This window comes from Staphylococcus caseorum (genome assembly GCF_049943195.1).
Taxonomy (GTDB): domain Bacteria; phylum Bacillota; class Bacilli; order Staphylococcales; family Staphylococcaceae; genus Staphylococcus; species Staphylococcus equorum_A.
In genome coordinates this window covers 1,949,572-1,965,007 of sequence record NZ_JBNFUA010000001.1, presented here as the reverse complement: position 1 = coordinate 1,965,007, position 15,436 = coordinate 1,949,572, and the positions used below count along the sequence as shown (strand labels likewise).

Sequence of the window (15,436 nt, the reverse complement as noted above, 5' to 3'; positions counted from 1 at the left end):
GTTATTATAGAATAGTAAATAAAATACATAAGAAAAAATCATTTATAAAGTGAAAGGAAGAAGAATAATTATGACGCATACAAAAATTATGGGCATATTAAATGTAACGCCTGACTCTTTTTCCGATGGTGGTAAATATAATACAGTTGAAAAAGCGATTAAGAGAGCAAAAGAAATGATGGAGGAAGGTGTAGATATTATAGATGTCGGTGGGATATCTACCCGTCCAGGCTTTGAAGAGATAAGCGTTGAGGAAGAGTTGGAGCGTGTTGTGCCTGTTGTAAGTGCGTTGGCTGAATTAGATGTACAACTATCTATAGATACTTATCGTAGTGAAGTGGCAGAAGCTGCAATGAAATTAGGCGCCACGATGATTAATGATCAATGGGCAGGACACTATGACGAACGTATTTTCAACGTAGTAGCGAAATACAATGGTGAAATTGTACTCATGCACAATGGTGATGGTCAAAGAACAGAACCTGTAGTGGATGAGATGTTGTTATATTTATTAAAACAAGCGAATAAAGCGGAAATGGCAGGTATACCTCAACATAAAGTATGGATTGATCCGGGTGTTGGCTTTGCAAAAACACGTGAAGAAGAAAAAGAAGTGATGTCACGTTTAGATGAACTTGTAGCGACGGGTTATCCTGTACTATTAGCAACAAGTAGAAAAAGGTTCATAAAAGAAATGATAGGCACAGAAACAACACCTACTGAACGTGATGAAGCAACGGCAGGCACTACTGCGTATGGTATAATGAAAGGCGTAAAAGCGGTAAGAGTTCATAATGTTGCATTAAATGTTCGATTAGGGCAAAGCATGGACTATTTAAAGGAGAATGACGATGAGCGACACAATATTTCTTAATGGCATGAGATTCTATAGTTATCATGGTGCGCTTCCAGCTGAAAATGATATCGGACAAATATTTATTGTTGATGTCACAATGAAAGTTGATTTGAGTATGGCTGGGCAATCTGATGATGTTACAGATACAGTCCATTATGGTGAAGTTTTTGAAGAAGTAAAAGCAATCATGGAAGGCAAGCCTGTAAATTTATTAGAGCATCTAGCTGAACGTATTGCAAAACGTATAAATTCACACTATAATCGTGTAATGGAAACGAAAGTTAGAATCACTAAAGAAAATCCACCTATACCTGGTCATTATGATGGTGTGGGCGTTGAAATAGTGAGGGAGAATCTCTAATGGAATATGCTTATTTAGGATTAGGAAGTAATGTTGGAGAAAGAGCGGCACAACTTGATGAAGCAATCCGTATATTAGATAATACAGATGGTATTCAAGTAACGCAAAAATCCCCGATATATGAAACAGAGCCAGTAGGTTATGTCGACCAACCACAATTTTTAAATCAATGTATTGAGATTTATACATCATTAACACCACAAGATTTATTAAAAGAATGTCTGCATACTGAACAACAGTTACACCGAGTAAGAGATATACGTTGGGGCCCTAGAACTTTAGATGTTGATATTTTATTATTTGGCAATCATATTATTGATGAAGAAGATCTAAGTGTACCGCACCCACGTATGCTGGAGCGTGCGTTTGTACTTATACCATTAAATGATATAGCATCTGATTGTGTAGAACCTCATTCTAATAAAAAAATTGGAAGTATAGTGACTGCAGACGATTCAGTCAAAATGTATAAAGGTTAATAGTTATAAAATGTGTGGAAAATGGGAGTCGTAGAGATATATAATAGAGTAGTTCTTGCTCCTATGGCTAGTGTAGATAAAGTTACATTTAAGCTTACAGTCAAAATGGATGTAGGCTGAATATGTACTTTATGTAAATGGTAAGACTGGAAAAGCTTTGAAATAAACAGAACAACAAATGATAGATAACGATCAAACGTTCCAAGTGAAAATAGAAGCTAAAGTAGAATAAAAAATAGAACAAGAAGCATAAAGGAGAGAAAGTAATGTCAGAAGAAATGAACGACCAAATGCAAGTTCGCCGTCAAAAATTACAAGAATTATATGATTTAGGTATCGATCCTTTTGGTCAAAAATTTGAGCGTACTTCTACAGCTGCCCCATTGCATGAAGATTGGGACACATATACAAAAGAAGAATTACATGACAAAGAAGATGAAAGCAACGTAAGTATCGCCGGTCGTCTAATGACTAAACGTGGAAAAGGTAAAGCTGGATTTGCCCATGTTCAAGATTTAACTGGTCAAATACAAATTTACGTAAGAAAAGATCAAGTTGGAGACGAACAATTCGAAGTTTGGAATTCTGCAGATCTTGGAGACATTGTAGGCATAGAAGGTGTAATGTTCAAAACGAATACAGGTGAATTGTCTGTTAAAGCTAAAGCGTTCACGTTGTTGACTAAAGCATTACGTCCATTACCTGATAAATTCCATGGTTTACAAGACATCGAACAGCGTTATCGTCAACGTTACCTTGACTTAATTACAAACCAAGATAGCACGCAAACATTTATTAACCGCAGTAAAATATTGCAAGAAATGCGTAATTACTTAAATCAAAGAGGATTTTTAGAAGTAGAAACGCCTATGATGCACCAAATTCCGGGTGGAGCTGCTGCGCGTCCTTTCGAAACACATCACAATGCTTTAGACGCAGCATTATATATGCGAATTGCAATCGAATTACATTTGAAACGTTTAATTGTAGGTGGATTAGAAAAAGTTTATGAAATTGGACGTGTTTTCAGAAACGAAGGCGTATCAACGAGACATAATCCAGAATTCACTATGATTGAATTATATGAAGCGTATGCTGACTATCACGATATCATGGATATAACTGAGAATATGATTAGACATATTTCTGAAAAAGTACTTGGTACTGCTAAAGTAAACTATGGCGAAGAGATTATAGATTTAGAGTCTGATTGGAAACGAGTTCATATGGCTGATGCTGTTAAAGAAGAAACAGGTGTAGACTTCTTCGAGGTACAAACTGACGAAGAAGCTAAATCATTAGCTAAAGAACATGGTATTGAAATAACAGATAATATGAAATATGGTCATATCTTAAATGAGTTCTTTGAACAAAAAGTTGAAGAGACATTAATTCAACCAACATTTATTTATGGGCATCCAATCGAAATCTCACCACTAGCTAAGAAAAATCCAGAGGACCCAAGATTTACGGATCGCTTTGAATTATTCATAGTAGGTAGAGAACATGGTAATGCATTCACAGAATTAAATGATCCTATTGATCAAAGAGCAAGATTTGAAGCGCAATTAGTAGAAAAAGAAGAAGGTAATGATGAAGCACATGAAATGGATGAAGATTTCATTGAAGCATTAGAGTACGGCATGCCTCCAACAGGTGGTTTAGGTATTGGTATTGATAGATTAGTTATGCTACTTACTGATTCTGCTTCTATCCGTGATGTATTGTTATTCCCTTATATGAAACAAAAATAAATTATTAAAAGCTGGGTATAAGCTAAGTAATAATTGATTTAGTCATTTAATCTAGATCATATGTTGCGATTTCACATTGGTGAGACGTAATATATGGTCTTTTTTTCTTTTTGCTTTCTATAGACAAGCTACAAATGAGAGAAAATAGAGGATAATAAGTCTAAATAAATTAATTAAATTAGTAATAAGATACAATTAAGTATTATAATGCTATTAAAATATAATAATATACTAAAAAAGGTATGGTAAAGATAGATTCTATGTGATAAGATTATTCAAGTCGAGTTAAGGAAACGAAACAAGACATGCATAAACATTTAAAATATTTCTTTTTGAGAAATGTTCGAAAAGCATTGACTTTAAAGTGAAAATGAATTAATATATAAAAGTCGTCAAAAACGACAAGCACTACATACATAACTCAAGTAAAAGTCTTGTAAACAAATCTTTAAGATAGTGTAAAATTGACTATTGCAAATGATTAACAAACAATGTATTATTAATTGAGTAAGTTAATTTGTCTGGTGGCAATAGCAAAGAGGTCACACCTGTTCCCATGCCGAACACAGTAGTTAAGCTCTTTAGCGCCGATGGTAGTCGGACTTACGTTCCGCAAGAGTAGGACGTTGCCAGGCTTTATATTAAAATTATGTGGAGAATTAGCTCAGCTGGGAGAGCATCTGCCTTACAAGCAGAGGGTCGGCGGTTCGAACCCGTCATTCTCCATCACTTCATGATAGCCGGCCTAGCTCAACTGGTAGAGCAACTGACTTGTAATCAGTAGGTTGGGGGTTCAAGTCCTCTGGCCGGCACCATTTCATGAGCCATTAGCTCAGTTGGTAGAGCATCTGACTTTTAATCAGAGGGTCAGTGGTTCGAGCCCACTATGGCTCATACAGTTTTATTTGCAGAAGTAGTTCAGCGGTAGAATACGACCTTGCCAAGGTCGGGGTCGCGGGTTCGAATCCCGTCTTCTGCTCCATTATTTTTGCCGGGGTGGCGGAACTGGCAGACGCACAGGACTTAAAATCCTGCGGTGAGAGATCACCGTACCGGTTCGATTCCGGTTCTCGGCATTATCATTTTTAATATAGCGCCCGTAGCTCAACTGGATAGAGTACTTGACTACGAATCAAGAGGTTACAGGTTCGACCCCTGTCGGGCGCACCATCTTTAAAAGTGTTAATCAATTAAATTATGTACGGGAAGTAGCTCAGCTTGGTAGAGCACTTGGTTTGGGACCAAGGGGTCGCAGGTTCGAATCCTGTCTTCCCGACTCTTTAAAATTCATATGGGGGCTTAGCTCAGATGGGAGAGCGCCTGCTTTGCACGCAGGAGGTCAGCGGTTCGATCCCGCTAGTCTCCACCATATTATTTATTGAAATGAACATTGAAAACTGAATTGCAATATGTCAACGTTAATTCCGAACGCAACATTAAATTGTTGGTTCAAACGTGTTAGAGATAACACACAAATTAGTATTTTATGAGCTAATCAAACATCATAATTCATTTATGGAGAGTTTGATCCTGGCTCAGGATGAACGCTGGCGGCGTGCCTAATACATGCAAGTCGAGCGAACGGATAAGGAGCTTGCTCCTTTGAAGTTAGCGGCGGACGGGTGAGTAACACGTGGGTAACCTACCTATAAGACTGGAATAACTTCGGGAAACCGGAGCTAATGCCGGATAACATTTGGAACCGCATGGTTCTAAAGTAAAAGATGGTTTTGCTATCACTTATAGATGGACCCGCGCCGTATTAGCTAGTTGGTAAGGTAACGGCTTACCAAGGCAACGATACGTAGCCGACCTGAGAGGGTGATCGGCCACACTGGAACTGAGACACGGTCCAGACTCCTACGGGAGGCAGCAGTAGGGAATCTTCCGCAATGGACGAAAGTCTGACGGAGCAACGCCGCGTGAGTGATGAAGGTTTTCGGATCGTAAAACTCTGTTATTAGGGAAGAACAAATGCGTAAGTAACTGTGCGCATCTTGACGGTACCTAATCAGAAAGCCACGGCTAACTACGTGCCAGCAGCCGCGGTAATACGTAGGTGGCAAGCGTTATCCGGAATTATTGGGCGTAAAGCGCGCGTAGGCGGTTTCTTAAGTCTGATGTGAAAGCCCACGGCTCAACCGTGGAGGGTCATTGGAAACTGGGAAACTTGAGTACAGAAGAGGAAAGTGGAATTCCATGTGTAGCGGTGAAATGCGCAGAGATATGGAGGAACACCAGTGGCGAAGGCGACTTTCTGGTCTGTAACTGACGCTGATGTGCGAAAGCGTGGGGATCAAACAGGATTAGATACCCTGGTAGTCCACGCCGTAAACGATGAGTGCTAAGTGTTAGGGGGTTTCCGCCCCTTAGTGCTGCAGCTAACGCATTAAGCACTCCGCCTGGGGAGTACGACCGCAAGGTTGAAACTCAAAGGAATTGACGGGGACCCGCACAAGCGGTGGAGCATGTGGTTTAATTCGAAGCAACGCGAAGAACCTTACCAAATCTTGACATCCTTTGAAAACTCTAGAGATAGAGCCTTCCCCTTCGGGGGACAAAGTGACAGGTGGTGCATGGTTGTCGTCAGCTCGTGTCGTGAGATGTTGGGTTAAGTCCCGCAACGAGCGCAACCCTTAAACTTAGTTGCCAGCATTTAGTTGGGCACTCTAGGTTGACTGCCGGTGACAAACCGGAGGAAGGTGGGGATGACGTCAAATCATCATGCCCCTTATGATTTGGGCTACACACGTGCTACAATGGACAATACAAAGGGCAGCTAAACCGCGAGGTCATGCAAATCCCATAAAGTTGTTCTCAGTTCGGATTGTAGTCTGCAACTCGACTACATGAAGCTGGAATCGCTAGTAATCGTAGATCAGCATGCTACGGTGAATACGTTCCCGGGTCTTGTACACACCGCCCGTCACACCACGAGAGTTTGTAACACCCGAAGCCGGTGGAGTAACCATTTATGGAGCTAGCCGTCGAAGGTGGGACAAATGATTGGGGTGAAGTCGTAACAAGGTAGCCGTATCGGAAGGTGCGGCTGGATCACCTCCTTTCTAAGGATATATTCGGAACATCTTCCTTGAGAAGATGAAGAGGAATGACATTGACATATTGCATTCGGTTTTGAATGCTCATTACGAGTATTCATTGCGTTATTTTGTACATTGAAAACTAGATATGTAAGTAAAATTTATGATTTTACCAAGCAAAACCGAGTGAATTAGAGTTTTAAAAAGCTTGAATTCAAAAAAATAGAAATAATCGCTAGTGTTCGAAAGAACACTCACAGATTAATAACATTTTAGGTTTTCAACCGATTTTTTCGTGTTGAAGGTCGAAAAGATTAAGTTATTAAGGGCGCACGGTGGATGCCTTGGCACTAGAAGCCTACGAAGGACGTTACTAACGACGATATGCTTTGGGGAGCTGTAAGTAAGCTTTGATCCAGAGATTTCCGAATGGGGAAACCCAACACGAGTTATGTCGTGTTATCGATATGTGAATACATAGCATATCTGAAGGCAGACGCGGGGAACTGAAACATCTTAGTACCCGCAGGAAGAGAAAGAAAAATCGATTCCCTGAGTAGCGGCGAGCGAAACGGGAAGAGCCCAAACCAACGAGCTTGCTTGTTGGGGTTGTAGGACACTCTATACGGAGTTACAAAAGAACAAATTAGACGAATCATCTGGAAAGATGAATCAAAGAAGGTAATAATCCTGTAGTCGAAAGTTTGTTCACTCTTGAGTGGATCCTGAGTACGACGGAACACGAGAAATTCCGTCGGAATCCGGGAGGACCATCTCCCAAGGCTAAATACTCTCTAGTGACCGATAGTGAACCAGTACCGTGAGGGAAAGGTGAAAAGTACCCCGGAAGGGGAGTGAAATAGAACTTGAAACCGTGTGCTTACAAGTAGTCAGAGCCCGTTAATGGGTGATGGCGTGCCTTTTGTAGAATGAACCGGCGAGTTACGATTTGATGCAAGGTTAAGCAGTTAATGTGGAGCCGTAGCGAAAGCGAGTCTGAATAGGGCGTTGAGTATTTGGTCGTAGACCCGAAACCAGGTGATCTACCCATGACCAGGCTGAAGTTCAGGTAACACTGAATGGAGGGCCGAACCGACTTACGTTGAAAAGTGAGCGGATGAGTTGTGGGTAGCGGAGAAATTCCAATCGAACCTGGAGATAGCTGGTTCTCTCCGAAATAGCTTTAGGGCTAGCCTTAAGTAATGATTATTGGAGGTAGAGCACTGTTTGGACGAGGGGCCCTTATCGGGTTACCGAATTCAGACAAACTCCGAATGCCAATCAATTTTATCTTAGGAGTTAGAACGCGGGTGATAAGGTCCGTGTTCGAAAGGGAAACAGCCCAGACCACCAGCTAAGGTCCCAAAATATATGTTAAGTGGAAAAGGATGTGGCGTTGCCCAGACAACTAGTATGTTGGCTTAGAAGCAGCCATCATTTAAAGAGTGCGTAATAGCTCACTAGTCGAGTGACACTGCGCCGAAAATGTACCGGGGCTAAACATATTACCGAAGCTGTGGATTGTCCGTAAGGACAGTGGTAGGAGAGCGTTCTAAGGGCGTTGAAGCATGATCGCAAGGACATGTGGAGCGCTTAGAAGTGAGAATGCCGGTGTGAGTAGCGAAAGACGGGTGAGAATCCCGTCCACCGATTGACTAAGGTTTCCAGAGGAAGGCTCGTCCGCTCTGGGTTAGTCGGGTCCTAAGCTGAGGCCGATAGGCGTAGGCGATGGATAACAGGTTGATATTCCTGTACCACCAAATTTCGTTTTAAGCGATGGGGGGACGCAGTAGGATAGGCGAAGCGTACTATTGGATTGTACGTCCAAGCAATGAGACTGAGTGTTAGGCAAATCCGGCACTCTTAAGGTCAAGTTGTGATGGGGAGAGGAAATTGTTTCCTCGAGTCGTTGATTTCACACTGCCAAGAAAAGCCTCTAGCTAGAATTTTGGTGCCCGTACCGCAAACCGACACAGGTAGTCAAGATGAGAATTCTAAGGTGAGCGAGCGAACTCTCGTTAAGGAACTCGGCAAAATGACCCCGTAACTTCGGGAGAAGGGGTGCTCTTTAGGGTTAACGCCCAGGAGAGCCGCAGTGAATAGGCCCAAGCGACTGTTTATCAAAAACACAGGTCTCTGCTAAACCGTAAGGTGATGTATAGGGGCTGACGCCTGCCCGGTGCTGGAAGGTTAAGAGGAGTGGTTAGCTTCGGCGAAGCTACGAATCGAAGCCCCAGTAAACGGCGGCCGTAACTATAACGGTCCTAAGGTAGCGAAATTCCTTGTCGGGTAAGTTCCGACCCGCACGAAAGGCGTAACGATTTGGGCACTGTCTCAACGAGAGACTCGGTGAAATCATAGTACCTGTGAAGATGCAGGTTACCCGCGACAGGACGGAAAGACCCCGTGGAGCTTTACTGTAGTCTGATATTGAAATTCGGTACAACTTGTACAGGATAGGTAGGAGCCTTTGAAACGTGAGCGCCAGCTTACGTCGAGGCGTTGGTGGGATACTACCCTTGCTGTGTTGGATTTCTAACCCGCACCATTTATCATGGTGGGAGACAGTGTCAGATGGACAGTTTGACTGGGGCGGTCGCCTCCTAAAGAGTAACGGAGGCGCTCAAAGGTTTCCTCAGAATGGTTGGAAATCATTCATAGAGTGTAAAGGCATAAGGAAGCTTGACTGCGAGACTTACAAGTCGAGCAGGGTCGAAAGACGGACTTAGTGATCCGGTGGTTCCGCATGGAAGGGCCATCGCTCAACGGATAAAAGCTACCCCGGGGATAACAGGCTTATCTCCCCCAAGAGTTCACATCGACGGGGAGGTTTGGCACCTCGATGTCGGCTCATCGCATCCTGGGGCTGTAGTCGGTCCCAAGGGTTGGGCTGTTCGCCCATTAAAGCGGTACGCGAGCTGGGTTCAGAACGTCGTGAGACAGTTCGGTCCCTATCCGTCGTGGGCGCAGGAAATTTGAGAGGAGCTGTCCTTAGTACGAGAGGACCGGGATGGACATACCTCTGGTGTACCAGTTGTCGTGCCAACGGCATCGCTGGGTAGCTATGTATGGACGGGATAAGTGCTGAAAGCATCTAAGCATGAAGCCCCCCTCAAGATGAGATTTCCCAACTTCGGTTATAAGATCCCTCAAAGATGATGAGGTTAATAGGTTCGAGGTGGAAGCATAGCGATATGTGGAGCTGACGAATACTAATCGATCGAAGACTTAATCAAATTTAAAAAGTGTTTTGTTTGGCATTATCAAATTTTACTTACTATCTAGTTTTGAATGTATAATTTTTTATACAGTTCATTGTCTGGTGACAATGGCAAGGAGGTCACACCTGTTCCCATGCCGAACACAGTAGTTAAGCTCCTTAGCGCCGATGGTAGTCGGACTTACGTTCCGCAAGAGTAGGACGTTGCCAGGCAATTCCATTTTGACCTTTGGGTCGTTTTTTTATGGAAGTATTAAAGAAAACAAAAATTAATTTTAAAAATTTCTTGACTTTCTGAGTCATAACCTGTAGAATTAATTCTTGTGATTAAGAAATGAACATTGAAAACTGAATTGCAATATGTCAACGTTAATTCCGAACGCAACATTAAATTGTTGGTTCAAACGTGTTAGAGATAACACACAAATTAGTATTTTATGAGCTAATCAAACATCATAATTCATTTATGGAGAGTTTGATCCTGGCTCAGGATGAACGCTGGCGGCGTGCCTAATACATGCAAGTCGAGCGAACGGATAAGGAGCTTGCTCCTTTGAAGTTAGCGGCGGACGGGTGAGTAACACGTGGGTAACCTACCTATAAGACTGGAATAACTTCGGGAAACCGGAGCTAATGCCGGATAACATTTGGAACCGCATGGTTCTAAAGTAAAAGATGGTTTTGCTATCACTTATAGATGGACCCGCGCCGTATTAGCTAGTTGGTAAGGTAACGGCTTACCAAGGCAACGATACGTAGCCGACCTGAGAGGGTGATCGGCCACACTGGAACTGAGACACGGTCCAGACTCCTACGGGAGGCAGCAGTAGGGAATCTTCCGCAATGGACGAAAGTCTGACGGAGCAACGCCGCGTGAGTGATGAAGGTTTTCGGATCGTAAAACTCTGTTATTAGGGAAGAACAAATGCGTAAGTAACTGTGCGCATCTTGACGGTACCTAATCAGAAAGCCACGGCTAACTACGTGCCAGCAGCCGCGGTAATACGTAGGTGGCAAGCGTTATCCGGAATTATTGGGCGTAAAGCGCGCGTAGGCGGTTTCTTAAGTCTGATGTGAAAGCCCACGGCTCAACCGTGGAGGGTCATTGGAAACTGGGAAACTTGAGTACAGAAGAGGAAAGTGGAATTCCATGTGTAGCGGTGAAATGCGCAGAGATATGGAGGAACACCAGTGGCGAAGGCGACTTTCTGGTCTGTAACTGACGCTGATGTGCGAAAGCGTGGGGATCAAACAGGATTAGATACCCTGGTAGTCCACGCCGTAAACGATGAGTGCTAAGTGTTAGGGGGTTTCCGCCCCTTAGTGCTGCAGCTAACGCATTAAGCACTCCGCCTGGGGAGTACGACCGCAAGGTTGAAACTCAAAGGAATTGACGGGGACCCGCACAAGCGGTGGAGCATGTGGTTTAATTCGAAGCAACGCGAAGAACCTTACCAAATCTTGACATCCTTTGAAAACTCTAGAGATAGAGCCTTCCCCTTCGGGGGACAAAGTGACAGGTGGTGCATGGTTGTCGTCAGCTCGTGTCGTGAGATGTTGGGTTAAGTCCCGCAACGAGCGCAACCCTTAAACTTAGTTGCCAGCATTTAGTTGGGCACTCTAGGTTGACTGCCGGTGACAAACCGGAGGAAGGTGGGGATGACGTCAAATCATCATGCCCCTTATGATTTGGGCTACACACGTGCTACAATGGACAATACAAAGGGCAGCTAAACCGCGAGGTCATGCAAATCCCATAAAGTTGTTCTCAGTTCGGATTGTAGTCTGCAACTCGACTACATGAAGCTGGAATCGCTAGTAATCGTAGATCAGCATGCTACGGTGAATACGTTCCCGGGTCTTGTACACACCGCCCGTCACACCACGAGAGTTTGTAACACCCGAAGCCGGTGGAGTAACCATTTATGGAGCTAGCCGTCGAAGGTGGGACAAATGATTGGGGTGAAGTCGTAACAAGGTAGCCGTATCGGAAGGTGCGGCTGGATCACCTCCTTTCTAAGGATATATTCGGAACATCTTCCTTGAGAAGATGAAGAGGAATGACATTGACATATTGTATTCAGTTTTGAATGCTCATTAGAGTATTCTATAAATGAATGGGCCTATAGCTCAGCTGGTTAGAGCGCACGCCTGATAAGCGTGAGGTCGGTGGTTCGAGTCCACTTAGGCCCACCATTTTTTTATTTTGTACATTGAAAACTAGATATGTAAGTAAAATTTATGATTTTACCAAGCAAAACCGAGTGAATTAGAGTTTTAAAAAGCTTGAATTCAAAAAAATAGAAATAATCGCTAGTGTTCGAAAGAACACTCACAGATTAATAACATTTTAGGTTTTCAACCGATTTTTTCGTGTTGAAGGTCGAAAAGATTAAGTTATTAAGGGCGCACGGTGGATGCCTTGGCACTAGAAGCCTACGAAGGACGTTACTAACGACGATATGCTTTGGGGAGCTGTAAGTAAGCTTTGATCCAGAGATTTCCGAATGGGGAAACCCAACACGAGTTATGTCGTGTTATCGATATGTGAATACATAGCATATCTGAAGGCAGACGCGGGGAACTGAAACATCTTAGTACCCGCAGGAAGAGAAAGAAAAATCGATTCCCTGAGTAGCGGCGAGCGAAACGGGAAGAGCCCAAACCAACGAGCTTGCTTGTTGGGGTTGTAGGACACTCTATACGGAGTTACAAAAGAACAAATTAGACGAATCATCTGGAAAGATGAATCAAAGAAGGTAATAATCCTGTAGTCGAAAGTTTGTTCACTCTTGAGTGGATCCTGAGTACGACGGAACACGAGAAATTCCGTCGGAATCCGGGAGGACCATCTCCCAAGGCTAAATACTCTCTAGTGACCGATAGTGAACCAGTACCGTGAGGGAAAGGTGAAAAGTACCCCGGAAGGGGAGTGAAATAGAACTTGAAACCGTGTGCTTACAAGTAGTCAGAGCCCGTTAATGGGTGATGGCGTGCCTTTTGTAGAATGAACCGGCGAGTTACGATTTGATGCAAGGTTAAGCAGTTAATGTGGAGCCGTAGCGAAAGCGAGTCTGAATAGGGCGTTGAGTATTTGGTCGTAGACCCGAAACCAGGTGATCTACCCATGACCAGGCTGAAGTTCAGGTAACACTGAATGGAGGGCCGAACCGACTTACGTTGAAAAGTGAGCGGATGAGTTGTGGGTAGCGGAGAAATTCCAATCGAACCTGGAGATAGCTGGTTCTCTCCGAAATAGCTTTAGGGCTAGCCTTAAGTAATGATTATTGGAGGTAGAGCACTGTTTGGACGAGGGGCCCTTATCGGGTTACCGAATTCAGACAAACTCCGAATGCCAATCAATTTTATCTTAGGAGTTAGAACGCGGGTGATAAGGTCCGTGTTCGAAAGGGAAACAGCCCAGACCACCAGCTAAGGTCCCAAAATATATGTTAAGTGGAAAAGGATGTGGCGTTGCCCAGACAACTAGTATGTTGGCTTAGAAGCAGCCATCATTTAAAGAGTGCGTAATAGCTCACTAGTCGAGTGACACTGCGCCGAAAATGTACCGGGGCTAAACATATTACCGAAGCTGTGGATTGTCCGTAAGGACAGTGGTAGGAGAGCGTTCTAAGGGCGTTGAAGCATGATCGCAAGGACATGTGGAGCGCTTAGAAGTGAGAATGCCGGTGTGAGTAGCGAAAGACGGGTGAGAATCCCGTCCACCGATTGACTAAGGTTTCCAGAGGAAGGCTCGTCCGCTCTGGGTTAGTCGGGTCCTAAGCTGAGGCCGATAGGCGTAGGCGATGGATAACAGGTTGATATTCCTGTACCACCAAATTTCGTTTTAAGCGATGGGGGGACGCAGTAGGATAGGCGAAGCGTACTATTGGATTGTACGTCCAAGCAATGAGACTGAGTGTTAGGCAAATCCGGCACTCTTAAGGTCAAGTTGTGATGGGGAGAGGAAATTGTTTCCTCGAGTCGTTGATTTCACACTGCCAAGAAAAGCCTCTAGCTAGAATTTTGGTGCCCGTACCGCAAACCGACACAGGTAGTCAAGATGAGAATTCTAAGGTGAGCGAGCGAACTCTCGTTAAGGAACTCGGCAAAATGACCCCGTAACTTCGGGAGAAGGGGTGCTCTTTAGGGTTAACGCCCAGGAGAGCCGCAGTGAATAGGCCCAAGCGACTGTTTATCAAAAACACAGGTCTCTGCTAAACCGTAAGGTGATGTATAGGGGCTGACGCCTGCCCGGTGCTGGAAGGTTAAGAGGAGTGGTTAGCTTCGGCGAAGCTACGAATCGAAGCCCCAGTAAACGGCGGCCGTAACTATAACGGTCCTAAGGTAGCGAAATTCCTTGTCGGGTAAGTTCCGACCCGCACGAAAGGCGTAACGATTTGGGCACTGTCTCAACGAGAGACTCGGTGAAATCATAGTACCTGTGAAGATGCAGGTTACCCGCGACAGGACGGAAAGACCCCGTGGAGCTTTACTGTAGTCTGATATTGAAATTCGGTACAACTTGTACAGGATAGGTAGGAGCCTTTGAAACGTGAGCGCCAGCTTACGTCGAGGCGTTGGTGGGATACTACCCTTGCTGTGTTGGATTTCTAACCCGCACCATTTATCATGGTGGGAGACAGTGTCAGATGGACAGTTTGACTGGGGCGGTCGCCTCCTAAAGAGTAACGGAGGCGCTCAAAGGTTTCCTCAGAATGGTTGGAAATCATTCATAGAGTGTAAAGGCATAAGGAAGCTTGACTGCGAGACTTACAAGTCGAGCAGGGTCGAAAGACGGACTTAGTGATCCGGTGGTTCCGCATGGAAGGGCCATCGCTCAACGGATAAAAGCTACCCCGGGGATAACAGGCTTATCTCCCCCAAGAGTTCACATCGACGGGGAGGTTTGGCACCTCGATGTCGGCTCATCGCATCCTGGGGCTGTAGTCGGTCCCAAGGGTTGGGCTGTTCGCCCATTAAAGCGGTACGCGAGCTGGGTTCAGAACGTCGTGAGACAGTTCGGTCCCTATCCGTCGTGGGCGCAGGAAATTTGAGAGGAGCTGTCCTTAGTACGAGAGGACCGGGATGGACATACCTCTGGTGTACCAGTTGTCGTGCCAACGGCATCGCTGGGTAGCTATGTATGGACGGGATAAGTGCTGAAAGCATCTAAGCATGAAGCCCCCCTCAAGATGAGATTTCCCAACTTCGGTTATAAGATCCCTCAAAGATGATGAGGTTAATAGGTTCGAGGTGGAAGCATAGCGATATGTGGAGCTGACGAATACTAATCGATCGAAGACTTAATCAAATTTAAAAGTGTTTTGTTTGGCATTATCAAATTTTACTTACTATCTAGTTTTGAATGTATAATTTTTTATACAGTTCATTGTCTGGTGACAATGGCAAGGAGGTCACACCTGTTCCCATGCCGAACACAGTAGTTAAGCTCCTTAGCGCCGATGGTAGTCGGACTTACGTTCCGCAAGAGTAGGACGTTGCCAGGCAGCATTATAGGATGCGATGAGCCCGAGACCGAGAGGTCTCTTTTTTTTATGCGCAAAAAAAGTGAGAATGTTCCAATAGAGATGGTTATAATTTAAGGATTACAAGAGCTGGTGCTCTTGTATAAGAACTACTAATTTCGCAAGCGAAAAAGTGGTTCTTTATAAATTAAAAGTGACACTTTACATGCATAAGCACTACTAATCTTGCAGGCAAG

Annotated in this window: 4 protein-coding genes, 9 tRNA genes and 7 rRNA genes; all 20 read left to right on the top strand. The window is 44.2% G+C overall.

The window, feature by feature from the left end; translation table 11 throughout:
* The first annotated feature begins 70 nt into the window (after window positions 1-70).
* The 20 genes from folP to rrf (ACP3TL_RS10050) all read left to right on the top strand — a co-directional run bounded on the left by folP (window position 71) and on the right by rrf (ACP3TL_RS10050) (window position 15,221).
* On the top strand, window positions 71-874 hold the full coding sequence (gene folP / locus ACP3TL_RS10145; RefSeq protein WP_069818249.1) for a dihydropteroate synthase: 804 nt from the start codon (window positions 71-73) through the stop codon (window positions 872-874).
* Window positions 852-1,217: a dihydroneopterin aldolase gene (gene folB / locus ACP3TL_RS10140; RefSeq protein WP_069818248.1), complete on the top strand. Its 366-nt coding sequence runs from the start codon at window positions 852-854 to the stop codon at window positions 1,215-1,217. The genes folP and folB overlap by 23 nt, the downstream gene beginning before the upstream one ends.
* Complete coding sequence (gene folK / locus ACP3TL_RS10135; protein WP_069833232.1) at window positions 1,217-1,696, top strand: 2-amino-4-hydroxy-6-hydroxymethyldihydropteridine diphosphokinase; 480 nt, start codon at window positions 1,217-1,219, stop codon at window positions 1,694-1,696. Before folB ends, folK begins: the two co-directional genes overlap by 1 nt.
* Before the next feature lie 266 nt (window positions 1,697-1,962).
* Complete coding sequence (gene lysS / locus ACP3TL_RS10130; RefSeq protein ID WP_285336863.1) at window positions 1,963-3,450, top strand: lysine--tRNA ligase; 1,488 nt, start codon at window positions 1,963-1,965, stop codon at window positions 3,448-3,450.
* Between the two features lie 520 nt (window positions 3,451-3,970).
* Window positions 3,971-4,085, top strand: a 5S ribosomal RNA gene (rrf, locus tag ACP3TL_RS10125).
* An 18-nt stretch (window positions 4,086-4,103) separates the two neighbouring features.
* A tRNA-Val gene (locus tag ACP3TL_RS10120) sits at window positions 4,104-4,176 on the top strand.
* A gap of 13 nt (window positions 4,177-4,189) precedes the next feature.
* Window positions 4,190-4,265 (top strand) — tRNA-Thr (locus ACP3TL_RS10115).
* Window positions 4,266-4,271: 6 nt separating this feature from the next.
* Window positions 4,272-4,344, top strand: a tRNA-Lys gene (locus ACP3TL_RS10110).
* Window positions 4,345-4,357: 13 nt separating this feature from the next.
* Window positions 4,358-4,432 (top strand) — tRNA-Gly (locus ACP3TL_RS10105).
* Between the two features lie 8 nt (window positions 4,433-4,440).
* A tRNA-Leu gene (locus ACP3TL_RS10100) sits at window positions 4,441-4,526 on the top strand.
* Window positions 4,527-4,543: 17 nt separating this feature from the next.
* Window positions 4,544-4,620, top strand: a tRNA-Arg gene (locus tag ACP3TL_RS10095).
* A 32-nt stretch (window positions 4,621-4,652) separates the two neighbouring features.
* Window positions 4,653-4,726, top strand: a tRNA-Pro gene (locus ACP3TL_RS10090).
* A gap of 17 nt (window positions 4,727-4,743) precedes the next feature.
* Window positions 4,744-4,819, top strand: a tRNA-Ala gene (locus tag ACP3TL_RS10085).
* A gap of 143 nt (window positions 4,820-4,962) precedes the next feature.
* Window positions 4,963-6,515 (top strand): 16S ribosomal RNA (locus ACP3TL_RS10080).
* Window positions 6,516-6,803: 288 nt separating this feature from the next.
* Window positions 6,804-9,727, top strand: a 23S ribosomal RNA gene (locus tag ACP3TL_RS10075).
* Window positions 9,728-9,809: 82 nt separating this feature from the next.
* Window positions 9,810-9,924, top strand: a 5S ribosomal RNA gene (gene rrf / locus ACP3TL_RS10070).
* 250 nt (window positions 9,925-10,174) lie between these two features.
* Window positions 10,175-11,727: ribosomal RNA gene (locus tag ACP3TL_RS10065) — 16S ribosomal RNA — on the top strand.
* 103 nt (window positions 11,728-11,830) lie between these two features.
* A tRNA-Ile gene (locus ACP3TL_RS10060) sits at window positions 11,831-11,907 on the top strand.
* Window positions 11,908-12,101: 194 nt separating this feature from the next.
* A 23S ribosomal RNA gene (locus tag ACP3TL_RS10055) occupies window positions 12,102-15,025 on the top strand.
* Between the two features lie 81 nt (window positions 15,026-15,106).
* Window positions 15,107-15,221 (top strand): 5S ribosomal RNA (gene rrf / locus ACP3TL_RS10050).
* The 16S, 23S and 5S rRNA genes sit together here with 9 tRNA genes alongside, the layout of an rRNA operon.
* Window positions 15,222-15,436 lie beyond the last annotated feature (215 nt).

Coding starts and splice junctions, on each gene's coding strand:
- folP (WP_069818249.1), top strand. CDS start 71: ATGACGCATACAAAAATTATGGGCATATTAAATGTAACGCCTGACTCT.
- folB (WP_069818248.1), top strand. CDS start 852: ATGAGCGACACAATATTTCTTAATGGCATGAGATTCTATAGTTATCAT.
- folK (WP_069833232.1), top strand. CDS start 1,217: ATGGAATATGCTTATTTAGGATTAGGAAGTAATGTTGGAGAAAGAGCG.
- lysS (WP_285336863.1), top strand. CDS start 1,963: ATGTCAGAAGAAATGAACGACCAAATGCAAGTTCGCCGTCAAAAATTA.